At 70.6% G+C, this 24,965-nt stretch carries 27 protein-coding genes; 19 read left to right on the top strand and 8 right to left on the bottom strand.

Features of this window, described 5'->3' with window-relative positions; all coding sequences use genetic code 11:
* Positions 1-2 precede the first annotated feature (2 nt).
* Both OG984_RS11080 and OG984_RS11075 read right to left on the bottom strand, forming a co-directional pair.
* Positions 3-1,394, bottom strand: coding sequence for a sensor histidine kinase (locus OG984_RS11080; protein WP_328531637.1), 1,392 nt, complete (start codon positions 1,392-1,394; stop codon positions 3-5).
* Complete coding sequence (locus OG984_RS11075) at positions 1,391-2,125, bottom strand: response regulator transcription factor (protein WP_328531636.1); 735 nt, start codon at positions 2,123-2,125, stop codon at positions 1,391-1,393. The genes OG984_RS11080 and OG984_RS11075 overlap by 4 nt, the downstream gene beginning before the upstream one ends.
* Before the next feature lie 115 nt (positions 2,126-2,240).
* Here OG984_RS11075 and OG984_RS11070 point away from each other — a divergent pair, with 115 nt between their 5' ends.
* Both OG984_RS11070 and OG984_RS11065 read left to right on the top strand, forming a co-directional pair.
* Positions 2,241-2,585 carry an STAS domain-containing protein gene (locus OG984_RS11070; RefSeq protein WP_328531635.1) on the top strand — a complete coding sequence of 115 codons (345 nt, stop codon included), beginning with the start codon at positions 2,241-2,243 and terminating at the stop codon, positions 2,583-2,585.
* Positions 2,585-2,980, top strand: a complete 396-nt coding sequence (locus OG984_RS11065) for a hypothetical protein (RefSeq protein ID WP_328531634.1) — start codon at positions 2,585-2,587, stop codon at positions 2,978-2,980. The genes OG984_RS11070 and OG984_RS11065 overlap by 1 nt, the downstream gene beginning before the upstream one ends.
* Here the strand turns inward: OG984_RS11065 and OG984_RS11060 are convergent.
* Positions 2,971-3,555, bottom strand: coding sequence for a DUF3043 domain-containing protein (locus OG984_RS11060; protein ID WP_328531633.1), 585 nt, complete (start codon positions 3,553-3,555; stop codon positions 2,971-2,973). The two genes, OG984_RS11065 and OG984_RS11060, sit on opposite strands and share 10 nt — an antisense overlap.
* Positions 3,556-3,742: 187 nt before the next feature.
* Between OG984_RS11060 and OG984_RS11055 the strand changes: the two genes are divergently transcribed.
* The 12 genes from OG984_RS11055 to OG984_RS11000 all read left to right on the top strand — a co-directional run bounded on the left by OG984_RS11055 (position 3,743) and on the right by OG984_RS11000 (position 15,371).
* Positions 3,743-4,525, top strand: a complete 783-nt coding sequence (locus tag OG984_RS11055; protein ID WP_328531632.1) for a PspA/IM30 family protein — start codon at positions 3,743-3,745, stop codon at positions 4,523-4,525.
* The gene (gene pspAA, locus OG984_RS11050) at positions 4,522-4,800 is read left to right on the top strand and encodes a PspA-associated protein PspAA (protein ID WP_328531631.1); all 279 of its coding nucleotides are present in this window, start codon (positions 4,522-4,524) and stop codon (positions 4,798-4,800) included. Before OG984_RS11055 ends, pspAA begins: the two co-directional genes overlap by 4 nt.
* 5 nt (positions 4,801-4,805) lie before the next feature.
* Complete coding sequence (gene htpX, locus OG984_RS11045) at positions 4,806-5,714, top strand: zinc metalloprotease HtpX (protein ID WP_328531630.1); 909 nt, start codon at positions 4,806-4,808, stop codon at positions 5,712-5,714.
* A gap of 10 nt (positions 5,715-5,724) precedes the next feature.
* Positions 5,725-6,312 (top strand): PspA-associated protein PspAB, encoded by a 588-nt coding sequence (gene pspAB, locus OG984_RS11040; RefSeq protein ID WP_328531629.1) that lies wholly within the window; start codon positions 5,725-5,727, stop codon positions 6,310-6,312.
* Between the two features lie 16 nt (positions 6,313-6,328).
* Complete coding sequence (locus tag OG984_RS11035; protein WP_328531628.1) at positions 6,329-7,144, top strand: class I SAM-dependent methyltransferase; 816 nt, start codon at positions 6,329-6,331, stop codon at positions 7,142-7,144.
* A gap of 67 nt (positions 7,145-7,211) precedes the next feature.
* Complete coding sequence (locus OG984_RS11030; protein WP_328531627.1) at positions 7,212-8,495, top strand: efflux RND transporter periplasmic adaptor subunit; 1,284 nt, start codon at positions 7,212-7,214, stop codon at positions 8,493-8,495.
* Positions 8,492-9,202, top strand: a complete 711-nt coding sequence (locus OG984_RS11025) for an ABC transporter ATP-binding protein (RefSeq protein ID WP_328531626.1) — start codon at positions 8,492-8,494, stop codon at positions 9,200-9,202. The genes OG984_RS11030 and OG984_RS11025 overlap by 4 nt, the downstream gene beginning before the upstream one ends.
* A complete protein-coding gene (locus OG984_RS11020) occupies positions 9,199-10,428 on the top strand; it encodes an ABC transporter permease (RefSeq protein WP_328531625.1) in 1,230 nt (409 codons plus the stop codon). Before OG984_RS11025 ends, OG984_RS11020 begins: the two co-directional genes overlap by 4 nt.
* Positions 10,429-10,459: 31 nt before the next feature.
* Entirely contained in the window at positions 10,460-11,317 is an 858-nt protein-coding gene (locus tag OG984_RS11015) for a DUF5666 domain-containing protein (protein WP_328531624.1), read from the top strand.
* A complete protein-coding gene (locus OG984_RS11010) occupies positions 11,314-13,179 on the top strand; it encodes an HlyD family efflux transporter periplasmic adaptor subunit (protein WP_328531623.1) in 1,866 nt (621 codons plus the stop codon). The genes OG984_RS11015 and OG984_RS11010 overlap by 4 nt, the downstream gene beginning before the upstream one ends.
* Before the next feature lie 60 nt (positions 13,180-13,239).
* A complete protein-coding gene (locus OG984_RS11005; RefSeq protein WP_328531622.1) occupies positions 13,240-13,962 on the top strand; it encodes a response regulator transcription factor in 723 nt (240 codons plus the stop codon).
* The gene (locus tag OG984_RS11000; protein ID WP_328531621.1) at positions 13,959-15,371 is read left to right on the top strand and encodes a sensor histidine kinase; all 1,413 of its coding nucleotides are present in this window, start codon (positions 13,959-13,961) and stop codon (positions 15,369-15,371) included. Before OG984_RS11005 ends, OG984_RS11000 begins: the two co-directional genes overlap by 4 nt.
* A gap of 86 nt (positions 15,372-15,457) precedes the next feature.
* Here the strand turns inward: OG984_RS11000 and nadA are convergent, their stop codons facing one another.
* Together nadA and OG984_RS10990 are read right to left on the bottom strand one after the other, a co-directional pair.
* Positions 15,458-16,630, bottom strand: a complete 1,173-nt coding sequence (gene nadA / locus OG984_RS10995; protein WP_328531620.1) for a quinolinate synthase NadA — start codon at positions 16,628-16,630, stop codon at positions 15,458-15,460.
* Between the two features lie 74 nt (positions 16,631-16,704).
* Positions 16,705-17,754 (bottom strand): DUF695 domain-containing protein, encoded by a 1,050-nt coding sequence (locus OG984_RS10990; RefSeq protein ID WP_328531619.1) that lies wholly within the window; start codon positions 17,752-17,754, stop codon positions 16,705-16,707.
* 94 nt (positions 17,755-17,848) lie between these two features.
* On the opposite strand from OG984_RS10990, the gene OG984_RS10985 reads away from it, so the two are divergent.
* Together OG984_RS10985 and erpA are read left to right on the top strand one after the other, a co-directional pair.
* Positions 17,849-18,934: a glycerate kinase family protein gene (locus OG984_RS10985; RefSeq protein ID WP_328531618.1), complete on the top strand. Its 1,086-nt coding sequence runs from the start codon at positions 17,849-17,851 to the stop codon at positions 18,932-18,934.
* 64 nt (positions 18,935-18,998) lie between these two features.
* Entirely contained in the window at positions 18,999-19,352 is a 354-nt protein-coding gene (gene erpA, locus OG984_RS10980) for an iron-sulfur cluster insertion protein ErpA (RefSeq protein ID WP_328531617.1), read from the top strand.
* An 88-nt stretch (positions 19,353-19,440) separates the two neighbouring features.
* On the opposite strand, the gene OG984_RS10975 is transcribed toward erpA, so the two are convergent.
* Complete coding sequence (locus OG984_RS10975) at positions 19,441-19,656, bottom strand: hypothetical protein (protein WP_328531616.1); 216 nt, start codon at positions 19,654-19,656, stop codon at positions 19,441-19,443.
* Between the two features lie 118 nt (positions 19,657-19,774).
* Between OG984_RS10975 and OG984_RS10970 the strand changes: the two genes are divergently transcribed.
* Positions 19,775-20,758, top strand: a complete 984-nt coding sequence (locus tag OG984_RS10970; RefSeq protein ID WP_328531615.1) for a carbohydrate kinase family protein — start codon at positions 19,775-19,777, stop codon at positions 20,756-20,758.
* Positions 20,759-20,846: 88 nt separating this feature from the next.
* Here OG984_RS10970 and OG984_RS10965 read toward each other — a convergent pair whose 3' ends face one another.
* Both OG984_RS10965 and OG984_RS10960 read right to left on the bottom strand, forming a co-directional pair.
* The gene (locus tag OG984_RS10965; protein ID WP_328531614.1) at positions 20,847-21,083 is read right to left on the bottom strand and encodes a sulfurtransferase TusA family protein; all 237 of its coding nucleotides are present in this window, start codon (positions 21,081-21,083) and stop codon (positions 20,847-20,849) included.
* Complete coding sequence (locus tag OG984_RS10960) at positions 21,080-22,189, bottom strand: cysteine desulfurase family protein (RefSeq protein WP_328531613.1); 1,110 nt, start codon at positions 22,187-22,189, stop codon at positions 21,080-21,082. Before OG984_RS10960 ends, OG984_RS10965 begins: the two co-directional genes overlap by 4 nt.
* Positions 22,190-22,389: 200 nt before the next feature.
* Here OG984_RS10960 and ctaC point away from each other — a divergent pair, with 200 nt between their 5' ends.
* Together ctaC and ctaD are read left to right on the top strand one after the other, a co-directional pair.
* On the top strand, positions 22,390-23,283 hold the full coding sequence (ctaC, locus tag OG984_RS10955) for an aa3-type cytochrome oxidase subunit II (RefSeq protein ID WP_328531612.1): 894 nt from the start codon (positions 22,390-22,392) through the stop codon (positions 23,281-23,283).
* Complete coding sequence (ctaD, locus tag OG984_RS10950) at positions 23,280-24,962, top strand: aa3-type cytochrome oxidase subunit I (RefSeq protein ID WP_328531611.1); 1,683 nt, start codon at positions 23,280-23,282, stop codon at positions 24,960-24,962. The genes ctaC and ctaD overlap by 4 nt, the downstream gene beginning before the upstream one ends.
* The last annotated feature ends 3 nt before the right edge of the window (positions 24,963-24,965 follow it).

Below are 24,965 nucleotides of genomic sequence, written 5' to 3'. Positions count from 1 at the left end.
CCTCATGTCACCTCCCGGCCCGACCTGGACCGCGCCGTGGGCGCCAGCGGGAGGGAGAGCACGAAGTCGGCGCCGCCGGAGGCGGTGTCGCGACACCAGACCGAGCCGTCGTGGAGCTGGGCGGTCTGCTCCACGATGCTCAGCCCGAGTCCGCTGCCCGTGGTCGCGCCGCGGGCGCCCAGCCGGGCGAACCTGTCGAAGATGCGCTCTCGTTCCGCGGCGGGGACGCCGGGACCGGAGTCGACGACGTGGATCTCGGCGTGGCGGCGCCGGGAGGTGGCGCGGACGGCGGTCAGGCCACCGCCGTGGGTCTCGGCGTTGCGGACCAGGTTGGCCAGCGCCCGGTGGACCTGGAGCCGGTCGGCATAGATCTCGAGGTCGGCCGGCACCTCGACCACCACCTCGTCGCCGATGCGGGCCTCGCGGAGAGTCGCGGCGACGAGGTCGGCGACGCCCAGCAGCTCCCACTCCGACTCGCGTACGCCGGCATCGAGCCGTCCCAGCGTGATCAGGTCCTCCAGCGCCCCGCGGAACCGGGCCAGCTCGCCGGCCATCAGCCCGACGGCCGTCGCGGAGCTCGGCGAGAGGCTGCGGTCGCCCTGCAGGACACCGAGGCTGGTGGTGAGGGTGGCCACCGGCGTACGGAGCTCGTGGCTGACGTCGGCGGCGAAGCGGGCGTCGTGGTCGAGGCGTTCGACCACGGTGTCCACCATCGTGTTGAACGACCCGGTGAGCGTCGCCAGGTCGGGGTCGTCGGTCGCCTCGACCCGGGTGTCGAGCTCGCCGGCGGAGATCCGGGCAGCGGCGAGCGCGACCTGCCGCAGGGGGCGCAGCACCCGCCGGGCGGCGTACCAGCCCAGGATGCCGCCGGCGACGGTCGTGAGCGCCGCGGAGATGGCGAGGGCGTAGCCCATCGTGTCGAGCGTCTGGCTGAGCTCCTTGGCGTGGGTGACCTCGTAGTAGTCGGCACCGACGCCTTCGAGGGGGATCCCGACCACGATGTTGGGCCGGTCGCCGGCATCGTTCCAGGCCAGCGCCACGTCGCCGGCCTCGACGCTCCTGGCGACGCTGCTGGTGGCGTCGTGGACGGGAGTGGTGAGGTCGGAGGAGTACCACTGGCCGTCCTGGTGGACGAGGACCGTGGTGCGCCGCGGCTGGGCGATCTCGGTGAGGACGTCGGCCACGTTGACCCCGTTCGTACGCAGCCTCTCCTTGACCAGCGCGGCGTCGATGTAGGCCTGCTGCAGAGCGTTGCGCTCGCGCTGCACGATCAGGTAGTGACGCGCGGAGAAGTAGGTGCCGAAGGCCAGGATCAGGCTGATCAGCAGGGCTCCGGCGGCGAAGGCAGTGACCACGTTGGTGCGCAGCCCCCGGCGGGGCGGGCGCCGGCTCATCGCGGATCCAGGCGGTAGCCCAGTCCGCGGACCGTCGAGATGACGCCACGAGCCGACGGGTCGGTGTCGACCTTGGTGCGCAGCCGGCTGACGTGCACGTCGACGACGCGGACGTCGCCGTGGTGGCCCTCCGGCCACATCTGGCTGACCAGGTTCTCGCGGGTCATCACCCGGCCCGGACTCGTCGCCAGGGCGAGCAGGAGCTTGAACTCCGTGCTGGTCAGGTGGAGGTCCTCCGCTCCTCGGCGCAGGGTCGCGCCCGCGGGGTCGAAGACCAGCGGTCCGTCGGTCGAGTCGAGCACGATGCCGCCGGCGGGCGTGTAGCCGCTGGTGGAGGGGACCAGCGGGTAGTCCGGGCGCCGCAGCGCGGCCTTGATCCGGGCGCGGACCTCGGCGACGTCGAAGGGCTTGCGTACGTAGTCGTCGGCTCCCGCCTCCAGTGCGGCGACCACGTCCTTGGCGCCGTCGCGGGCGCTGATCACGATGATGGGGGCGGTCGTCCGCGGCCGGACGGAGCGGATGAAGGTGAACCCGTCGATGCCACCGAGCATCAGGTCGACCAGCATCACGTCGAACGACCGCTCGGCGTCCAGCTCGAGGGCGACCTCGGCGTCGTCGGCCTCGCCGACCGCGTATCCCTCCTGCTCGAGGAAGAGCCGGAGAGACGTACGCAGCCCGTAGTCGTCCTCCAGGATGAGCACTCGTCTGGCTGCCTCTTGCACGTCGGGCATCGTCTCACCCGGGTGGTGACGACACCGGGCTGTTGCGCTCGGCCGGCCCGAAGTGACACGAAACTGACACGAAACTGCGAAGACACCTCCATACAGCGCCGTCAGTGTGGGCCGCATGAGCGAGGCTGACTTCTACCCGGTCGAGGAGACCGTCGTCGTCCCGTTCTCGGACGTCACCTGCCGGCGGGCGATCCACAACCTGCGCTGGCGGCTGGCCGAGATGCTCGCGAGCGCTCCCGAGGCGGTCGTGGTCGACCTGACCGGGCTGACCCGGTTCTCCTCGACGACGGTCGCCGCCCTGCTCTGGGCGAAGCGGCGCTGCGGGACCCGGGGTGTGCCCCTGCGTCTCCGCAACGCCGACCCGGCGCTCGCCGGCCGGCTCCGCCGGGCCGGTCTCGACACCATCTGGGACATCCAGACGGCCCCAGCCACACCATCCCCCACCCGAGAGGTCAGTTGATGAGCAACCACGTCCACGAGACGGACCGCGAGCAGGCATCCGGCCTGCTGACGCCGGACCAGGCGATGAGCCAGGTGCGGGCGTGGACGGACTCACGTGTCGTCGGCGACCGGGCCGCGAACCGGCTCGAGGTGCTTGCCGCCTTCGGCGTGCACGTGGCCGCCTCCAGCCTGCCCGGCGAGATCTGGGTCAAGCTGGCCTGGCGTACGCCGACCCGGGTCGAGCTCTCCACGGTCTGGACGCTCACCTCGATGCCCGCCGCCACACCCGAGCCCTACATCGCCGAGAAGCTCACCGACCTGACCAGCTCGTGGAGCTTCCAGGAACGCGCCGGCGGCGCCAGCCTGGTCTGCGAGGTCGAGGACCCTCCCGGGTCCGACGAGACTCAGCGGTAGTCGTCGGGGAGCTGGGCGCCGATCTTGACCTGCGGCTTGGGCAGGCGCAGCGGACGGATCTGGATGGCCCGCATGATCGCGTAGTAGGTCGTGCCCTTGAGGTCGTTGTCGGGGAAGCGGCGCCTGAGCTCCTTGCGCAGCAGGAAGCGCAGCGCGATCAGGTTGACGATCACGGTGGCCATCACGACGAGGGTGAAGAGCTGGGAGTACATCGCCAGCTCGACGCTGACGTAGGGCACCACCAGCGCGATGATCAGCACCGGGAGCACGATCTCGGCGAAGGTGAAGCGGGCGTCGATCCAGTCGCGGATGAACCGCTTGACCGGGCCCTTGTCGCGCAGCGGCAGGTAGCGCTCGTCGCCGGTCTTCATCGCCTGGCGCATCTTGTCGCCCTGCTCGGCCCGCTGGGCGCGGTTGGCGGCGTTGATCTCCTTGCGCGTACGCGGCTGCTTGAGGCGCGCCTTGCGAGCCGCCTCCGCTTCCTTGCGCGTGGGGGTCGGTCGACCCTTGCCGGTCTCCTTGACCGGGCTCTCGGGCTCGACGACCTGCGGGGCGGGGGACTTGCGACCGAACAACTTAAGTGACCTCTTACCTGTTGGCTGGGACACACACAGGATATCCCGTGCGGCCTTGACAGCGAGTTTTGTGGACCCGACCTAAGGTGAGAGGCAACACTTGTCCTAGGACGACGAGAGTCCAGCGGCAAGCGACGACGCGGGGCGGCCGGCGGTCGGCCGCATATGAGAGGCGTAAAGGGAACCGATGAGTGTGATGAAGCGGCTGAGCCTGGTCTTCAAGGCGAAGGCAAACAAGGCGCTCGACAAGGCCGAGGACCCACGGGAGGTGCTCGACTACAGCTACCAGAAGCAGCTTCAGATGCTGCAGCAGGTGCGTCGCGGCGTCGCGGACGTCGCGACCAGCCGCAAGCGCGTCGAGCTGCAGATCAACGGGCTCAAGCAGCAGTCCGACAAGCTCACCGGTCAGGCCCAGAAGGCCATCGAGATGAACCGAGAGGACCTCGCTCGCGAGGCGCTGACCCGCAAGTCCGGTCTGACCAGCCAGATCAACGATCTCAGCACCCAGCTCGCGACCCTCCAGGGTGAGGAGGAGAAGCTCACCCTCGCCCAGCAGCGGCTGCAGGCCAAGGTGGAGTCCTTCCGCACCAAGAAGGAGACCATCAAGGCGACCTACACCGCCGCCGAGGCGCAGACCCGGATCAACGAGGCCGTCTCCGGCATCGGCGAGGAGATGGGCGACGTCGGCCTGGCGATGCAGCGTGCCGAGGACAAGACCCTCGAGATGCAGGCCCGCGCCGGCGCCGTCGACGAGCTGCTCGCCTCGGGTGCCCTCGACGACCTCACCGCCGGCCCCTCCGACGACATCACCCGCCAGCTCGACGCGCTCAGCTCGACCAACGACGTCGAGGCCGAGCTCGCCGCGCTCAAGGGCCTCAACGCCCCGCAGCAGACGCAGGCGCTGCCCGGCGCCGACGCCAACGCGCCGGTGATCGACGTGGAATCGACCGAGAAGAAGGCCGAGCAGTGATCGTTCGCATCCTGGGCGAGGGGCAGTACGACGTCGACGACGCCGCTGTCGACAAGCTCAACGAGCTCGACGCCGCTGTCGAGGCTGCCTGCCAGGGCACCGACGAGGCCGTCTTCGAGGCGGCGCTCGCCGCGCTGCTCGACAGCGTCCGTTCGCTGGGCACGGCCCACCCGGTCGACGCGATCGACTCCTCCGACCTGATCCTCCCCGGACCCGGCTCCACACTCGCCGAGGTCTCCGAGATGCTCGGCGACGAGGGCCTCATCCCTGGCTGAGCAGCATGTCACGCTTCCAGGGTGATGCCGGGCTGACCGTCCGGATGACCACGGTGATGTTCCTGCTCGGCGCGCTGTTCGTCGGGCTCATCGTGGCGCTGATGTTCGTGCTGCCCTCCCAGTGGGCGCCGATCATCGGCATCGTCGGGCTCGGCATCGCCTGGTGGCAGTGGTACTCCTCCGACACCCTCGCGATGCGCGCCATGCGCGCGCGAGAGGTGTCCGCCCAGGAGGCGCCGGAGCTGCACGCGATGATCGACCGGCTGTGCGCACTGGCCGACATGCCGAAGCCGCGGGTCGGGATCGCCTACACCGACATGCCCAACGCCTTCGCCACCGGCCGCTCGCCGAAGCGGTCCGCGGTCGTGGTGACCACCGGCATCATGCAGCGGCTGAGCGCCGAGGAACTGGAGGGCGTGCTCGCCCACGAGCTCTCCCACGTCGCCCACCGCGACGTGCTGGTGATGACGGTCGCCTCCTCGGCGGGCATCGTCGCCGGGATGCTGAGCCGCGGCTCGCAGTACGGCGCCTACGCCGGTGGCGGCCGCCGCGACAACAACAACGGTCTTCCGGTGTGGCTGGTGGTGCTGCTGGTCTCGCTCGCGGTCTACGCCGTGTCCTGGCTGCTGCTGCGGATGCTCTCGCGCTACCGCGAGCTGGCCGCCGACCGGGCCGGCGCGCAGCTGACCATGAAGCCGGCCGCGCTAGCCAGCGCGCTGCAGAAGATCACCGGCGAGATCTCCGCGATCCCGAGCCGGGACCTGCGGTCCTCGCAGGCGATGAACGCGTTCTTCATCGCCCCCGCGATCAGCGGCCAGTCGCTGCGTACGCTGACCTCGACCCATCCGTCGCTGGAGCAGCGTCTGGAGCAACTCGCCCGGATCGAGGCCGAGCTCGGCCGTCCGGCGCAGTAGGGTCGGCCCCGTGGGCTTCTGGGACGTCATCACGGGTCGTACGCGACCGAAGCAGGCCAACCTCGACGCGCTGTTCGCGGTGCCGACCGCCGCGCTCACCATGCAGACCTCGCTCGGACTGGTCCCGACCGGCGACGGCGCGGTCTGCTACCGGGCCGCGGCGGGCGCCGGGTTCGCCGGCACCCAGAACGACGTCGTCGAGCTGCTCGGCGCCTCCGAGAACGCGCCGAAGGTGACCACGAGCGTCGACGAGTTCGGCTTCACCTGGCTCAGTGTCGACCGCGAGCCGCTGGACCCGGACAACCCCGACATCACCGGCCTGGTCACCGACCTGCACGCGGTCAACACGACGCTGGAGATGAACGGCTTCGGCCCCGGGCTGCTGTGCTCCCTGATCGCCTTCGAGGGCGCCGACGGGCGGCGGGTCGGCCTGATCTACCTCTACAAGCAGGGCACCTTCTACCCCTTCGTCCCCACCGGCCCGCAGCAGCGCGACAACCTCCTCGAGATCAACGTCCGCACCGCGGTCGAAGGCGACCTCCCGGTCGAGAAGGATCTGTCCCGCTGGCTCGCTGTCTGGGGCGCCCCCGGGCTCTGACCGAGAGGCGGTCGAGATGGAACGCGCACGGAGCTTCGGAGCGGTCGCGGAGGACTACGAGCGCTACCGTCCCGGCTATCCCGAGAGCCTGGTCGCGCTGGTGAGCGAGGTCGCCGACGGACCGGTGCGCCGGGCGATCGAGATCGGCGCCGGCACCGGGAAGGCGACCCGCACGTTCGCGGGCGCCGGGATCGAGGTGGTCGCGACCGACCCCGACGCCGAGATGCTCACCGTGCTCCGCCGCGAGTGCGCCGGGCTGCCGGTGACCACCGTGCGCGCCGCACTGGAGGACCTCGACCCGGCCGACCACCAGCCGTTCGACCTGCTCTACGCGGCCGCGGCCTGGCACTGGACCGCGCCGGAGACCCGGTGGGACCGGGCCGCCGCCCTGGTCCGCGACGGGGGAGCGGTGGCCTTCTTCGGTGGTCCCTTCGAGCTCGCCGACGACGAGGTCGCCGCCGTCGAGAAGGAGATGATCGCGGCGTACGCCCCGGAAGGCCGTCACCTGCCGCCGCCGTCGCCGCCGGACGCGCCGATGCTGTTCCCCGGGGACGAGATGCTGGCCGACGACCGGCTGCGTGACGTACGCCAGTGGGAGGTGCGCCGCCGGTTCGTCCTCGCCCGCGAGGACTATCTCCGCCACCTCGACACGATCTCCGCGATCCGGATCCTCCCGGACGCCGGTAGGTCTGCGCTCTTCGCCGACCTGGCCGCGGGGCTCCCCGAGCAGGTCGAGGTGCGCGCCGACCTGATGCTCCACACCGCCCGCCGCGTGAGCGGGAGCGCGTCGGATTCACAGTCTCCGCACAGCGGGAGCCGACCTCCCGCATAGCCGCGCTCACGACAGTCCTCTCGTCAGACCTCCGGCGCCCGCCGGGGCGTAGGAGAGAGGCAGTGTGGTGCGCAGGAGACTCACGGAGCGGTGGCGGAGGCTGGGGCGTACGGCCCGGATCCTGCTCGCCGCCGGGGTGGCGGCCGTGGTGGTCGGTGGGGGAGCGGGCGCCTGGGCGCTCACCCGCGAGGACACCACGCAGTCGCAGGCGATGCAGGTCCAGGCGACGTCGGGGACGGTGAAGGAGACGGTGTCGGCCAGCGGCACCGTGGAGGCGGCCGAGACCGCCGACCTGTCGTTCGAGGTCTCCGGCACGGTGACGAAGGTCTACGTCGCCGAGGGCGACACCGTGAAGAAGGGCGACGCCCTGGCCGGGGTGGACGACACCACCCTCGTCGCCAACCGCACCGCGGCCGAGTCGGCCCTCACCGCCGCGCAGGAGCAGCTCGACACCGACGAGTCCTCGGGGGCCTCCGACGTCCAGATCGCCTCCGACCAGGCCGCCGTCGCGGCCGCAGAGGCCGACCTCGACTCCGCCCGCCAGGCCGTGAAGGACGCCGTCCTGCGGGCCACCATCGGCGGCACCGTCACCGCCTTCGACATCGCCGTGGGCGACGTCGTCGGCTCCTCGTCGGGCTCCACGGACTCGGGCTCGGGTGGGTCCGGTGGCTCCGGTTCGTCGATGGGCGGCGGCTCGGAAGACACGGGCACCGACAGCTCCACGGGCTCCTCCGACACCGGGACGGTCTCGATCGTCTCGGCGGGCAGCTTTGTCGTCGAGGCAACGGTCAGCGCCGACGACGCGGCTTCGCTGAAGAAGGGCCTGCAGGCCACGGTCACGGTCAACGGGGTCGACGAGGAGGTCTTCGGCACGGTCGCGACGGTCGGCAAGGTCGCCGAGACGAGCTCCTCGGGCGCCGCGGTCTTCCCGGTGAGCATCACGGTGACCGGGGAGCGCGACGACCTCTACCCGGGCACGTCCGCGACCGCCGAGATCACCGTCGAGCAGCGCGAGGACGTCCTCACCGTGACCAGCGCCGCGATCACGACCGAGGGCGACCAGGCGTACGTCCAGAAGGTCGTCGACGGCAAGACGGTCAAGACCAAGGTGACGATCGGTGAGGTGTACGGCACCACGACCGAGATCACCGAGGGGCTCGCCGAGGGCGACACCGTCGAGATCGAGGGCTTCACCCGTCCCGCAGGCGGGGGCTCCGGGTCCGGGAACCGCGAAGGCGGCGAGGAAGGCGGCTTCGGCGGCTTCGGCGAGGACGGGCAGCCGGGGCAGCTGCCCGGTGGCGGGCAGTTCCCCGGTGGCGGGATGACGGGCCAGACGGGAGGCGGTCAGTGAGCGCGGGCGCCGCGGTCGTCTGCCTGGGGGGCGTGCGGAAGACGTACAGCTCCGGCTCGATCGAGTTCGAGGCCCTGCGTGGTGTCGAGATGGAGATCGACGCGGGGGAGTACGTCGCCGTGATCGGCCCCTCCGGCTCCGGAAAGTCGACCCTGATGAACATCCTCGGCTGCCTCGACGTGCCGACCGAGGGCAGCTACCTCCTCGGCGGCGAGGACGTCTCGACGATGTCGGAGGCATCCCTCGCCCACGTACGCAACCGGCGGATCGGCTTCGTCTTCCAGCAGTTCAACCTGCTGCCGAGCCTGCCCGCCTGGCGCAACGTCGAGCTCCCGCTGACCTACGCCGGTGTCCCCAGGTCGCAGCGCCGCGAGCGCGCCGCCCGGGCGCTGGCGAGGGTCGGGCTCGGCGACCGGCTCGAGAACCGTCCCGGTGAGCTCTCCGGCGGCCAGCAGCAGCGGGTCGCGGTGGCCCGGGCGCTGGTCACCGAGCCGGACATCATCCTGGCCGACGAGCCGACCGGCAACCTCGACTCGGGCTCGTCCGAGGCCGTGCTGGCGCTGCTCGACGAGCTGCACGCGAGCGGGCGGACCATCGTGCTGATCACCCACGAGCACGACGTCGCCGCGCGTGCCGGCCGCAACCTGACCATCCGCGACGGCCTGATCACGGCCGACGAGCCGGTGCTCGCCGGAGGTGCGCGATGAGCTGGGCCGAGACCCTCGCGACCGCATGGGACGCGGTGCGCTCGCACCGCCTGCGGTCGCTGCTGACCATGCTCGGCATCGTCATCGGCATCGCCTCGGTGGTGCTCACCGTCGGCCTCGGCCAGGGGGCGCAGGACCAGGTCAAGAGCCAGATCAGCGTACTGGGGAGCAACCTGCTGATCGTCTCGCCGGGCTCGTCCACCGACTCCTCGGGCGTACGCGGCGGCTTCGGGTCGGCCTCCACGCTGACCCTCTCCGACGCCGAGGCGCTCGCTGACGACGAGGCCGCTCCCGACGTGAAGGCGGTCGCCCCGGTGACCACCTCCAACGCCCAGCTCGACACCGCCTCCACCAACTGGACGACCTCGCTGGTCGGCGCCACCACCACGTGGCCCGAGGTCCGCAAGCGCGAGGTCGCGACCGGCCGGTTCTTCAACTCCCAGGAGGTCGCCTCCGGCGCGAAGGTGGTCGTGCTCGGCGCCGACACGGCCGCCGAGCTCTTCACCGGGCCGGCCAGTCCGGTCGGGGAGACGGTCTCGGTCGGTGGCACCGCTCTGACCGTGATCGGGGTACTGGAGTCGACCGGAGCGAGCTCATCGGGCTCGACCGAGGACGACACCGCGGTCACCCCGATGGGCACGGCCAAGGCACTCACCGGCTCGACCGACGGCTCGGTCTCGACCGTCTACGTCGAGGCGGTCTCCGACGAGGCCCTGGCGGCCGCCTACCAGGAGATCGACGCGCTGCTGCTCAACCTGCACGGTGTCACCGCGGAGGAGGCCGACTTCTCCATCTCTTCGCAGGACTCGCTGGTCGAGACCGCCAACGCCACCAACAAGACCCTGACGGTGCTGCTCGGCGGCATCGCGGCCATCTCGCTGCTCGTGGGCGGCATCGGCGTCATGAACATCATGCTCGTCTCCGTCACCGAGCGGATCCGCGAGATCGGCCTGCGCAAGGCGCTCGGCGCGACCCCGGCCGTGATCCGGCGCCAGTTCCTGGCCGAGGCATCCCTCCTCGGCCTGGCCGGAGGCATCGTCGGCATCGCCATCGCCGCCGTCGGCGCCTGGGGTCTGCCCGGCCTGATCGACCAGCCCGTGTCCCTGTCTCTCCTCGCGACCGCCGCCGCCCTGGTCACCTCCCTGGCGCTCGGCGTCGGCTTCGGGGTCTACCCCGCCGGCCGGGCCGCTCGCCTGACCCCGATCGACGCGCTCCGCAGCGAGTGACATCACCATCTCGACGTACGAAGGAACCTCGATGACCACCACGTTCACACCCGGCGTGCGCCGGGCCGGCCCGCTGCCGTTCGTCGCCCTCGCCGCGGCCGGGCTCCTCGTCCTGAGCGGCTGTGGCGCCGCCGACGACTCCGCCACGGACCTGCAGAGGCAGGGGTACGGCCAGGGCCAGGGACAGATCCGGGGGATGGGTGGCGGGATGCCGGGCGCCTCCGGTGAGATCGCCGCCATCGACGGCAGCACCCTGCAGGTGCAGAGCAGCGACTCCCAGACCGCGGTCACCTATACCGACGAGACCACCATCAGCCACCAGGTCGAGGCCGCGCTCGCCGACGTCACGGTCGGCAGCTGCGTCATGGTCACGACTGCGGACGGCTCCGAGCCGGGCGAGACCGCCGTGGCGGCGGGCACCGTCCGGATCACCGAGAAGACCGACGGCACCTGCTCCGATGGTGGAGGGTTCGGAGGCGGGCAGCGGCCCGAGGGAGCGCCCAGCGATATCCCCAGCGATATGCCCAGTGACATGCCCGACGGGATGGCCTCGGGCGGCCCCGGTGGCAGGGGCACCTCGGGTGAGGTGACCTCCGTCAGCGCCACGGGCTTCACCGTGGCGGCGACCTCGCGCGACTCCGAGGAGACGGCCTCGGTGAACGTCACGGTCGGCGCGGACACCACCTACGCGACCACCGAGACCGCGACCAAGAGCGCGCTGACCGTGGGCAGGTGCGTCACCGCCACCGGCGAGACCGACGAAACCGGCGCGGTCACCGCCGAGCGGATCTCGGTCTCCGACCCGGTCGACGGCGAGTGCACCACCGGATTCGTGGGCCGTGGCGGCATGCCGGGCGGCGCACCGAGCCAGGACGGAGCGTCGTCGTGAGGCGCGTTTCCCGCACCTGGGTCAAGGCGGCCACCGGAGCGGCGGCACTGATCGTCGTCGCGGGTGGTGGCTACACCGCGTACGCAGCCACCACCTCCGGCTCGGCCGGCTACCGGTCCGCCGCGGTCACCACCGGTGACGTGGAGCAGACGCTCTCGCTGGCAGGCACCGTCGCGCCCAACGGCCGCACGGATCTCGCCTTCGCCACCGACGGGACCGTCGAGTCGGTCCTGACTGAGGGCGACACGGTGAAGAAGGGCCAGGTGGTGGCCCGGTTGGAGCGTACGTCGCTGAAGAAGTCGCTCACCTCCGCCAAGGCCACTCTGGCCGCTGCCCGTGCGCAGCTGCAGAGCGACAAGGAGGCCCAGGTCTCCGGCGTCACCTCGACCTCGTCGGAGACGACCGCGTCGCCGAGCTCGGCGGGCGGGTCCTCCGGTGAGAACCTCGCGGCGGTCTGGACCGGGTCGGCGTCTGCGGCCACCGCGCTCGGCGCGTCGACCGACGCCACCGCCGAGCTCGTTGCCGAGATCCGGAAGCTCCAGGACGCGGTCGTCTCGGCCCAGAAGGCGCTCGACACCGCCGACGACGAGCTCGGCACCGCGCAGGCCGACCTCGCCTCCGCTCTGGAGAAGCTGACCGCCCTGGTGGCGGCCGGCGGCACCCTCGACGAGAACGGTGAGCTCGCCACGGCGCTCGCGGCAGCCCAGGCGTCCTGTGCCGACGACACCTCGACGTCGTGCGACGAGGACCTGGAGACCGCGCTCGGCGCTCAGCGGAAGGCCGGTGGGACCGTGACCGAGGCCGCGGCTCTGCTCGGCTCGGCCCAGGGTGCCGTCGCCGAGGCGAAGAAGGCGGTGACGAGCGCGAAGGAGGACCTGAAGGACTACAGCGCGCAGCTCGACCAGGCCCTCGCGAGCGCGGGATCGCCGGGTGGAGGGAATCCGGACCAGCCCGGCGACGGGCAGACCCAGGAAGGCTCCGGGCAGCCCTCGGGCGGATCAGCCGAGATGCCCGGGGGCGCGCCGGGAGAGCGGAGCGGAGGCAGCCCGAGCGGATCGGGAGGAGCCGGCGGCTCCGACACGTCAGGCTCTCCCGGCACGTCCGACGGCGCCGGCGGAGGCGGTGGAGGCGAGAGCGTGACCGCCGCGACCCTGGCCGAGGACCAGGCCGAGATCGACCGGGCGAAGGCGGACGTCGCCGCGGCCGAGGCAGCGCTCGCGGGTGCGGTGCTGAAGGCTCCGGCGGCGGGCACGGTCGCCTCGGTCGCGGTGAAGAAGGGTGACAGCGCCTCGGCCGGCACCCAGGCGGTCACACTCATCGGGGAGGGCCTGACCAGCGTGGAGCTGACCGTCAGTGCCACCCAGGTCGAGCAGCTCGAGACCGGGCAGGTCGCGACCGTCACGCCGGCAGGAGCCGAGAAGGCTCTCCCGGGCACGGTCACCCTCGTCGGAAGGGTTCCCGACACCTCCTCGGGCAGCAGCAGGTTCCCGGTGACCGTCACCCTCGACGAGAGCGGCCTCGACCTGCTCGCCGGCAGCACGGCCACCGTGGACGTCGTCGTCGGGTCCGCGGAGGACGTCGTGACCATCCCGGCCTCCGCCCTCTCCGACGGCTCGGTGACGGTCGTCGACGGCGACTCGGCCGAGCGCACGCCGGTCACCACGGGTCTGGTCGGCGACACCAGGATCGAGGTCACCGACGGTCTCGAGGAAGGGCAGCGGGTCGCGCTGGCTGACCTGTCCCAGGACCTGCCCGGCGGCGACACCTCCGGGCAGGAAAGCTTCGGGCGCCAGGGTGGTGAGGTCCAGAGGTTCGTCGGTCCGGGCGGACAGGTGCCCGCCGTGCCAGGTGGCCGGCGATGACATCGACACACCACAGCGACCTCACAGGCGCCACACAGCAAACGGACGCATGATGGGGTCATGACCGGAGCACAGGACCTGACTCGCCCCGACGGCTCGCCCCTTCGGGTGCTCGTCGTCGACGACGAGGTGAACATCGCCGAGCTGATCTCGATGGCGCTGCGGTTCGAGGGCTGGGCCGTCACCATGGCCCATTCCGGCTCCAAGGCCGTGGCCGCCGCGAAGGAGACCGCCCCCGACGCCATCGTGCTCGACTGGATGCTGCCCGACTTCGACGGGCTCGAGGTCCTGCGCCGGGTGCGGGCGACCAGCCCGGACGTACCCGTCCTCTTCCTCACCGCCAAGGACGCGGTCGAGGACCGGGTCGCGGGGCTGACCGCGGGTGGTGACGACTACGTGACCAAGCCGTTCTCGCTCGAGGAGCTCGTCGCGCGGCTGCGTGCCCTGATGCGGCGGGCCGGCGCGACCCGGATCGAGGAGCACTCGGTGATCCGCGTCGGCGACCTCACGATGGACGAGGACTCCCGAGAGGTGCACCGCGCGGGGGAGGAGATCGGCCTCACCGCCACCGAGTTCGAGCTGCTCCGCTTTCTGATGCGCAACCCGCGGCGGGTGCTGTCCAAGGCCCAGATCCTCGACCGGGTCTGGTCCTACGACTTCGGTGGTCAGGCCAACGTCGTCGAGCTCTACATCTCCTACCTGCGCAAGAAGATCGACGCCGGCCGGGAGCCGATGATCCACACGATGCGCGGCGCGGGGTATGTGCTGAAGGCCGCTGAGTGAGCCGGCTGAAGCGGCTGGTCGCGCCGCTCATCTCGCGCCTGGTCATCACCGCGGTCTCCTTGGTGCTGGTCGTCTCGCTCCTGATCGCCACGTTCGCCACGATCGCGCTGCGCCAGACGCTGATGGAGCGTCTCGACCGGGACGTCAAGGAGATGGCGCGCTCGGTGAACCGTCCGGGGCCCGCGGGCATGGCCAACGTTCCGCCGGGTGCGATCCGCGCGGTCATCCCGGCGTCGTCCGCGCCCGACAGCCAGATCGGTGGCTTCGTCCCGGATGCGGCCGACGAGCTGTCGGACGCCGACCTCGATGTTCTCGAGGACGTACGCGTCGACGCCCGACCCCACGACGTCGAACTGCCGAATCACGGCAACTACCGTGTGGTGGCCGAATCCGGCTTCCTCGACACCGGTGAGCAGGCGGTGCAGGTCGTCGGGATGTCGACTGGCGAGGTCGAGAACACCATCGACAGCCTGATCTACTGGGAGGCCCTGCTGATCCTGCTGGGCGTCGTGGGCGCGGCAGGTGCGGGCTACCTCGTCGTACGCCGCCAGCTCAGCCCCTTGCGCGAGGTCGCCGCCACCGCCCACACCGTCGCCGGACTGCCGCTGTCCTCCGGCGAGGTCTCGGTCACCGAACGGGTCCCTGGGCGGCTCACCGACGAGGACACCGAGGTCGGCCAGGTCGGCGCCGCGCTCAACTCGCTGCTCGATCACGTCGAGACCTCGCTGGCCGAGCGCCACCGCAGCGAGCAGCAGGTACGCCAGTTCGTCGCCGACGCCTCCCATGAGCTGCGCACCCCGCTGACCACCATCCGGGGCTACACCGAGCTCGCCCAGCAGCGGCCCGAGGCGGTCCCGACGGCGCTCGGCAAGGTGGAGGAGGAGTCGCTGCGGATGACCGCGCTGGTCGAGGACCTGCTCCTGCTCGCGCGCCTCGACCAGGGTCGCCCGCTGGCTCGTGACTCGGTCGACCTGACCCGGCTGCTCCTGGAGGCCGTCGACGACGCCCGCGTCGTCGACCCCTCACACACCTGGCGGCTCGAGCTGCCCGCCGACGCCGACTCCGGTGACGCCGAGGTGATCGTCACCGGCGACGCCCAGCGGCTCCACCAGGTGATCAGCAACCTGCTCACCAACGAGCGGCGGCACACGCCGGCCGGCACCACGGTCACGGTCCGCGTACGTCCTGACGGCTTCGACGTCCACGACGACGGCCCCGGCTTCCCGCCCGCTCTGGTCCCGCACGCCTTCGAGCGCTTCACCCGGGCCGACGAGGCTCGTCAGCGCGACGGCGGCGCCGGCCTCGGCCTCGCCCTCGTCCACGCCATCGTCACCGCCCACGGCGGCACCGTGAGTCTGACCAGCGTCCCCGGCGACACCACGATCGCCGTACGTCTCCCCACCAGCTGACCGCAGCCGAGGCGTCACGCACGTCGGCCGAGGTGGCACCGGAGTGCCACCTCGGCCGACGTAGCCGACGCCTCGGCTGGAAGGGGTCAGTCGTCCTGCGTCTTGCCGGGCAGGTCGAGCATGCGCTGGAGGGCCAGCTTGGCGTAGTGCTCGGTCTCCGCGTCGACCTCGATGCGGTTGACGACCTGGCCCTCGACCAGGGACTCGAGAGCCCAGACGAAGTGGGGCAGGTCGATGCGGTTCATCGTCGAGCAATAGCACACGGTGCGGTCGAGGAAGACGATCCGCTTGTCGGGGTGGGCGGCGGCCAGGCGCTTGACCAGGTTGAGCTCGGTGCCGATCGCCCAGGCCGTGCCGGCCGGAGCGGCCTCGATCGTGTTGATGATGAACTCGGTCGAGCCGACCAGGTCGGCCTTGAGGACGACCTCGTGCTGGCACTCGGGGTGGACCAGGATCTGCACGCCCGGGATCTCGGCGCGCAGGTCGTCGATGGTGTCGGGGGAGAAGCGGCCGTGGACCGAGCAGTGGCCCTTCCACAGGATCACCTTCGCCGCCCGGAGCTCCTCGGCGCTGACGCCGCCGCCGGGCTTGAGCGGGTCCCAGACCACGCAGTCGTCCAGCGACATACCGAGCTTCAGGACCGCGGTGTTGCGGCCGAGGTGCTGGTCGGGGAAGAAGAGGACCTTGGCGTCGTCCTTCTGCTCGAAGGCCCACTCCAGCACGGCCTGAGCGTTGGACGAGGTGCACACGACGCCGTCGTGGCGGCCGCAGAACGCCTTGATGTCGGCCGAGGAGTTCATGTAGGTCACCGGCACGACCTGCTCGGCCACACCCGCCTCGGAGAGCGCCTCCCAGGCCTTCTCGACCTGGCCCAGCCGCGCCATGTCGGCCATCGAGCAGCCGGCGGCGAGGTCGGGGAGGATGACCGCCTGCGACGGCGAGGTCAGGATGTCGGCCGACTCGGCCATGAAGTGCACGCCACAGAAGACGATGTACTCCGCGTCCGGCCGGGCAGCCGCGTCACGCGCGAGCTTGAAGGAGTCCCCGGTCACGTCGGCGAACTGGATGACCTCGTCGCGCTGGTAGTGGTGTCCGAGGACGAACACCTTCTCGCCCAGCTTCTCCTTGGCGGCGAGAGCGCGCTTCACCAGGTCGGGGTCGGAGGCCGCCGGCAGGTCGCCGGGGCACTCGACGCCACGCTCGGAGTTCAGGTCGGTGCCGCGCCCCAGGGGGAGCAGCGGGAGGTCGACAGTCGTCATGATGACGATAATACATGTCGAGGGCTCGACGCCCCGGTGGCGTGGGTCACATCGTGGTCCGGGCGGTGCGCTCGTCAGGCGCGCAACGGGCGGACGGCGTCCCAGGCCGGGTCGGTGTCGACCCGGGTGATGACATCGCCGTGGACCCAGCCGCCGACCGTCTCCTCGAGCCGCTGCGGGGCAGAGGTGGTGGGGTCGACGTAGGCGTGGAGAAGGCGTACGCCGTTGGTGGTCTCGTGCGCCACGACGCGGCCGTCGGGACCGAGGTTCATGGCGAGCCGGTCCTCGAGCTGACTCAGCTCGTGCAGCGCGTCGGCCGAGGGGAGGCCGCGCTCGGCGAAGCCGACGTAGGGCACCATCACACCGACGTGATGGGTCAGGTTGGGCGCCGTCACCGGGTGCAGCGGCACGACCGCGCTCGCGATCACCGGACCCCGGGGGCTCTCCCCGTGGAGGAGCACCCAGGCAGGGTTGCCGTCGGGGTCGACGTACTCCTTGCGGAGGTTCCGCACCGCTGCCCGCAGCCCGTCGAGCCCGAAGCCGTCATGGGGACGGACCGTGGTGGTCTCGACCTCGCCGATCCACAGCTCCGTGCTGGACTCGCCCAGCGTGGTGTCGAGAGCGTGGAAAGCGACCTGCAGCCGGGCGTCCTCGGCGAGGTCGAGGAAGGCCGGGTGGAAGAGGGTGAGATCGAAGTGGGCGCCCTTCTGGCGGGCACCGACCAGCACGTCGGCGAGCCGGAGCGCGTCGCCCCCGGGCGTGGTGAGCACGGCCTCGACCGGATCGTCGACCGGCGGGCGCTGGTCGCTGAACTCCCACGGCGAGACGCCGTCGGGCTCGGGGGCGGCGAGCAGCCAGCGGCGCGCGAGCGCGCGATGGTCCGGGTTGCCGGCGGCGGAGACGACCAGCAGCCGTCCGCCCAGGGGGCCGGGGCCGACCTCCCAGCTCAGGCCCGCCTCCATCGCGTCGACCCGTCGTGCCAGCAGGGTGACCAGGGCGTCCTGGTCGTCGGCGTCGAGCGCGGCACCGCAGGCCAGCGCGCCCTTCTGGGCCCACCAGGTCCAGAAGGCGCTGATCCGCCTGCTCTCTGAGTCCCTGGCGCCGCGCCGCCCGAAGATCCGCACGAAACGACCTTAACGCGACGCATGCGCATTGGTTACGACGTCGACAGCGGTCCTGGGCCGCCCCTCGACTTCTGTGCGCGGGTAGGTTTCGGCCATGCGAGTGCTGATCGCCCCCGACAAGTACGCCGGCACGCTCACCGCCTCCCAGGCGGCCTCCGCGATCGCGGAGGGGTGGCGGCGTACGGCTCCCCGAGACGAGCTCTCGCTGGCCCCGATGGCTGATGGAGGACCGGGATTCCTCGAGCTGCTGCACGACGTGCTGGGCGGCGATCTCCGCGAGGTCGAGGTCAGGGGGCCGCACGGTGAGCCGGTGTCGGCGCAGGTGCTGGTCGACGGCGCCACCGCCTATGTCGAGTCCGCCCAGGCCGCCGGTCTGCACCTGACCGGTGGGGAGGGCGCCGAGCAGGCGACCTCGTACGGGGTGGGGCAGCTGCTCCTCGCCGCCCGCGACGCCGGGGCGAGCACGGTCGTGGTCGGTCTCGGCGGCTCGGGCACCAGCGACGGGGGAGCGGGGCTGCTGGCCGCCCTGGGCGCCACCGCGGACCGGCCGCTCGACGCCGGTGTCGCCGGGCTGGAGGGCGTCACCGAGGTCACGATGCCCGAGCCGCTGGGCCTCGACATCGTCATCGCCAGCGACGTGGACAACCCGCTGACCGGGCTCTTCGGCGCGGTCAAGGTCTACGGTGCGCAGAAGGGGCTGGCCGAGGAGACCATGCCGCGCTGGGACGGCGCGCTCCAGGACCTGGCGGCCGCGACCTCGCGCAAGATCGCGACCGAGAAGGGCGCGGGCGCGGCCGGCGGGATGGGGTTCGCGCTGCTGCTCCTCGGGGCCACGCGCCGGTCCGGTCTCGACGTCGTCGCCGACCTGCTGGGGCTGCCCGAGCTGGCCGCCCGGGCCGATCTGGTGATCACCGGCGAGGGGTCCTTCGACCCGCAGAGCGCCGCCGGAAAGGTGCCGGCCGGGGTGGCGCGGCTCGCCGAGCAGGCGCTGCGGCCCTGCATCGTGCTGGCGGGGAAGGTCAGCATGAGCGGTCGGGAGATGCGGACGCTCGGCATCGATGCCGCCTACTCGCTCGTCGACAGCGTCGGGGAGGAGCGGGCACTGAGCCAGGCGTACGACTCGCTGGTCCAGGTCGCCGCCCGGGTCGCTCGGACGTGGTCCGCCGACCACCGGGAATAACCGCGGATGTGCGACGATTGACCTTGAGACACAACCCGCACCCACGCACAGGGAGCCCAGCTACATGACCGAGCAGACGACCGAACGCCGCGCCGACTCCATCAACCTGAGCGACGTTGCCGCCGCGAAGGTGAAGAGCCTCCTGGAGCAGGAAGGCCGCGACGACCTGAGCCTGCGCATCTCCGTGCAGCCCGGTGGCTGCTCCGGCCTGCGCTACCAGCTCTTCTTCGACGAGCGCACCCTCGATGGTGACGTCGTCACCGACTTCGACGGTGTGGCCGTCGTCGTCGACCGGATGAGCGTTCCCTACCTCAACGGCGCGATGATCGACTTCGTGGACAGCATCGAGAAGCAGGGGTTCACCATCGACAACCCCAACGCCACCGGCTCCTGCGCCTGTGGTGACTCGTTCCACTGAGCCGAACCTGGTCCAGTACGTCAGCAGCCCCTGCCGCAAGGCAGGGGCTGCTGGTATTTGGTGGCCCCCGATCGGGGGCCGAGACCGGTCAGGTCAGGGCGAGATCGTCGGCGACGTGCCCGATCGCCTCGAGCATGGCGGCGTCGCGCGGCTCGCGGGACTGCATCCGCACCGCCGGCGCCGGGCGGGCCGTCTCGCGCGCCCGTGGCGCGGGCAGGCGCAGCGCGCTGTCGGCGGCGGCGCAGTCGGCGCAGAGCTGCGCGGGGCTGTCGAGGTCGTCGTACGGAACGCGCATGTCTGTCATGCAAACGACGGTAAGCACTACCAACGGGTAGTAGAAGGCCGACTCGGCGGTAATATTCATCTCCCGTCCACGGTCGAGCCTTAACGTCGCCCGAGGCCTCGCCGGTAGGGTTCCGCGCATGTCCGGTTCACTCCTGATCGCAGGCTCCATCGCCACCGACCACCTGATGAGCTTCGGTGGAAAGTTCGCCGACTCGCTGGTCGCCGACCAGCTCGACAAGCTCTCGGTGAGCTTCCTGGTCAACGACCTCGAGATCCGCCGCGGTGGCGTCGGTGCCAACATCTCCTTCGGCCTGGCCAACCTCGGCCTCGCGCCGGTGCTCGTGGGTGCGGTCGGTGAGGATTTCGCCGACTACCGCTCCTGGCTCGAGCGCCACGGCGTCAACTGCGACCACCTGCGCGTCTCCGAGACGCTGCACACCGCGCGGTTCGTGTGCACGACCGACACCGCGATGGCGCAGTTCGCCAGCTTCTACCCCGGCGCGATGGCCGAGGCCCGTGAGATCGAGCTCGGCCCGATCGCGGAGAAGGTCGGCGAGCCGGCCTTCGTCCTGGTCGCTCCTGACGACCCCGACGCGATGAAGCGCCACACCGAGGAGGCCCGCCAGCGGGGCTACACCTTCATCTCCGACCCGAGCCAGCAGCTCGCCTTCGGCGACGGCGAGCTGATCCGCGAGCTCGTCGACGGCGCCGCCTACCTGTTCACCAACGAGTACGAGTCTCACGTCCTCGAGCAGAAGACCGGCTGGTCGGCCGACGAGGTCCTGGCCCGGGTCGGCACCCAGGTCACCACGCTCGGCAAGGACGGCGTACGCATCCAGCGCAAGGGCGAGGACCCGATCCAGCTGCCGGCCGCGAAGAACGTGAACGCGATCGAGCCCACCGGCGTCGGTGACGCCTTCCGCGCCGGGTTCCTGGCCGCACTGGCCTGGGACTGCGAGCTCGAGCAGGCCGCCGAGGTCGGCTGTGTGCTGGCTGCCTACTGCGTCGAGACCGTCGGCCCGCAGGAGTACTCCTTCACCGCCGAGGAGTTCGTCGCCCGGGTCCGCGAGTCCTACGGCGACACCGCCGCCGACCAGATCGCCTCGCACATCAAGGCCTGAACTTCTCTGGCAATTCCTGCACTTCTCTGGCATTGCAACGCCTGAGAAGTGCAGGAATACCCGGTGAACCGGGTATTCCGACCGCCGCTCAGCTCAGACGGCGTATCCGATACACGGGTACGCCGTCTTCTGCCTCCACCTCGCCGACGAACTCCTGCCCGCGCATCCGGGCCCAGGCGGGCACGTCGTGGTGGGCGGCGACGTCGTCGGCCGCGACGGCGATGACCTCGCCGACCTCGACGTCGCCGAGGTGGCGGCCGAGCTCGATGATGGGCCGCGGGCAGGCCTGGCCGCGGCAGTCGAGGGTCACGACCGGGCCGTTCACAGCCCGGCCTCGGCGCGCAGGTCCTTGACGATCTCAGGCAGTGCGTCGAGCACGCGCTCCACATCCTCTCGCGTCGTGTCGCGGGTCAGCGACAGCCGAACGTTACCGTGTGTCAGCGCTCCCATGGCAGCAAGTACGCGAGACGGCTCACGGGTGTCGGAGGTGCAGGCCGAGCCGCTCGCGACACCGGCGCCGAGGCGGTCCAGGGCGGTCACCAGCGCCTCGCCGTCGACGTACAGCGCCGAGAACGTCACCAGGTGGGGCAGCCGGCCCTCGTCGGGGCCGGCGACGTCCACGTCGGGGATCTCCACCCTGACCCGTTCCCGGACCAGCGAGATCAGCTCGTGCTGGCGGGAGTTGACCTCCTCGCGCTCGGCGACGACCGCTTGGAGCGCCGCCGCGGCGGCCAGCGCCCCGGGGATGTTCGTGAACCCCTGATCCGTACGCGACCACTCATCGCCCGGGAACGGCCAGCGCCACCGCGCCGACCTGCGCACGACCAGCACTCCCACGCCGCCGGGGCCACCCCACTTGCGGGCGGAGCCGGCGATCGTATCGCCGACCGAAGGCAGCGGCAGCCGCCCCATGGAGGCGCAGGCGTCGACGAAGAGCGAGACCGGGGCGGCGGCGGAGGCGACGTCGTCGAGCGGCTGCAGCGTGCCGACCTCGTGGTTGGCCTGCTGGACGGCGACCACGTCGATCTCTCCGGTCGCGACCGCGTCCCGCACCGCGGCCACGTCGACCCGGGCCTCGCCGTCGACGGCCAGCTCGGTGACGGGGGAGCGTTGCGACCAGCGCGCGGCGTCGATGACGGCCTGGTGCTCGACGGCACTGTGACCGATGCCACGTGATCCGAGCCCCAGCAGGCCCGCATGCACGGCGGCGGTGCCCGAGGATGTGAAAAGCACCTCATCGCGACGTACACCCAACGCCTCGGCCACGACCTCGCGGGCGTTCTCGAGCAGCAGACCCGCGTTACGGGCCGGCCGGTGGAGGCGGCGAGGGTCGGCATACCCCTGCTCTGCCGCGGCCAGGAGCACGTCGCGGGCCGCCGGATGGAGCGGTTCGGCCGATGCGGCGTCGAGGTAGGTGAAGCTGTCGGTCACAGAACCCAACGTTAGAGGTTCCACGCGCGGAACCTCTGTGCCATACGCGACATGAGGAACCCCTGAAGATGAATCCGGAGGCGCTCGCGGTAGTCTGCCGACATCTGAGTGTTCGCATGAGAGAGAGGCTCGTAGTGGGTCTGCACTTGCCAGGGGCCGGATCGACTCCGTCCCACTCCCGCGCCCGACGTGGTGCGCTGGTGGCGACGCTGACGGCCGGCGCCCTCCTGCTGAGTGGTTGTTCGGACGAGGCGGCGCGTTTCGGCTTCCCCGAGCCACGTTCTGAGCAGGGGGAGCACAACCTCGCCCTGTGGCAGGGCGCATGGATCGCCGCGCTGCTGACCGGCATCCTGACCTGGGGGCTCATCTTCTGGGCGATCTGGCGCTACCGGCGCCGCAGCGACGCCGACATCCCGGTCCAGACGCGCTACAACCTGCCGCTGGAGATCTTCTACACGATCGCTCCGGTCCTGATGGTGATCGTGTTCTTCGACCACACCGTCAAGGTCCAGAACGAGATGCTGGACGAAGGGTCGCCCACCAACGTGATCGAGGTCACCGGCCAGCAGTGGCAGTGGACCTTCAACCACGGCATCGGCGAGCTGGACGCCAGCGCGGACGACAACCTCGTCGACGACGAGTTCCCCTACGACAGCTACGGCTACGTCGTGGGCACCGGCTCGCACATCCCGACGCTGGTCCTCCCGGAGAAGACCACCACGCGCTTCAACCTGCGCTCGGCCGACGTCATCCACAACTTCGGTGTCCCGGAGTTCGGCATGAAGATGGATGTCATCCCGGGTCGGGTCAACCACTACTCGATCACCACGAAGGAGGCCACGGCCACCTTCGACCCGGGTGCCAACGACCTCATCGAGGGCAAGACCTTCCGCGGCGCCTGCTACGAGCTCTGCGGCGTCTACCACGCCCGGATGATCTTCAAGGTCGCGATCCTCTCCGAGAGCGACTACAAGTCTTACGTCGACGCGCTGGCGCAGAAGGGCTTCGAGGCCGAGCGCCCGCTGCTCGGTGGTGGCAAGTCCACCCGCACCACCGACGACATCGCGAGCCACAACGAGGAGGAGGGCGAGTGACCGCCACAGCTGCGCGCCCGGTCACCGGGGGCCCCAAGCCGCTCGGTAAGCACATCTACCAGCTGCTGACCACCACCGATCACAAGCTGATCGGCAAGATGTACCTGGTCACGTCGTTCGTCTGGTTCCTCGTCGGCGGCCTGATGGCGCTGCTGATGCGCTCGGAGCTGGCCTTCCCTGGTCAGCAGGTCGTCAACGACGAGCTGTTCAACCAGCTGTTCACCATGCACGGCACGATCATGCTGCTGCTGTTCGCGACGCCGCTGTTCTTCGGCTTCGCCAACGTGATCATGCCGCTGCAGATCGGCGCCCCTGACGTCGCGTTCCCGCGGCTCAACATGTTCAGCTACTGGCTCTACCTCTTCGGTGGTCTGATCGCGGCCAGCGGCTTCTTCACCCCGACGGGCGCGGCTGACTTCGGCTGGTTCGCCTACACGCCGCTCTCCAGCGCGCAGTACTCGCCGGGTGTCGGTGGCGACCTGTGGATCATGGGCCTCTACATGGGTGGTCTGGGCACCATCCTGGGCTCGGTCAACTTCATCACCACGATCATCTGCATGCGTGCGCCGGGCATGACCATGTTCCGGATGCCGATCTTCACGTGGAACGTGCTGATCACCGCCCTGCTCGCGCTGATCGCGTTCCCGATCCTGGCCGCCGCGCTGCTGATGCTCGAGTCCGACCGCCAGTTCGGCTCCCACGTCTTCGACGCCGCCCATGGCGGCCCGATCCTGTGGCAGCACCTGTTCTGGTTCTTCGGTCACCCCGAGGTCTACATCATCGCGCTGCCGTTCTTCGGCATCATCTCCGAGATCCTCCCGGTCTTCAGCCGCAAGCCGATCTTCGGCTACATCGGCCTGGTGGCCGCGACCCTCGGTATCGCGATCCTCTCGGTCGCGGTGTGGGCGCACCACATGTTCGTCACCGGCGCGGTCAACCTGCCGTTCTTCTCCGGAATGACGTTCCTGATCGCCGTCCCGACAGGTGTGAAGTTCTTCAACTGGATCGGCACGATGTGGGGTGGGTCGGTCAGCTTCGACACCCCGATGCTGTGGTCGATCGGCTTCCTGACGACCTTCCTCTTCGGTGGTCTGACCGGCATCATCCTGGCGAGCCCGCCGCTCGACTTCCAGGTCTCCGACTCCTACTTCGTGGTCGCGCACTTCCACTACGTCGTCTTCGGCACCGTGGTGTTCGCGATGTTCGCCGGCTTCTACTTCTGGTGGCCGAAGATGACCGGCCGGATGCTCGACGAGCGCCTCGGCAAGGTCCACTTCTGGCTGCTGTTCGTCGGCTTCCACGCGACCTTCCTGGTCCAGCACTGGCTCGGTGTCGAGGGCATGCAGCGGCGTATCGCCGACTACCTGCCCAGCGACGGCTTCACCTTCCTCAACCAGTTCTCGACCGTGGGCGCGTTCCTGCTGAGCCTGTCGATGCTGCCGTTCTTCTACAACCTCTACGTCTCGCGTCACGCGCCGATCGTCGAGGTCGACGACCCGTGGGGCTGGGGCCGTTCGCTCGAGTGGGCCACCGCCTGCCCGGCGCCGCGTCACAACTTCGTCTCCATCCCGAAGATCCGCTCGGAGTCCCCGGCCTTCGACCTCCACCACCCGGAGATCGCCGCGCTGGAGCACGATGAGGACGATCTCGTCTCCACCAGCTCCAACAAGGAAGGCTGAGCC

The sequence above is a fragment of the Nocardioides sp. NBC_00368 genome (genome assembly GCF_036090055.1).
Lineage (GTDB): Bacteria > Actinomycetota > Actinomycetes > Propionibacteriales > Nocardioidaceae > Nocardioides.
Note: the sequence above shows the minus strand (reverse complement) of the source record. Positions and strands in the feature narration are given on the sequence as shown.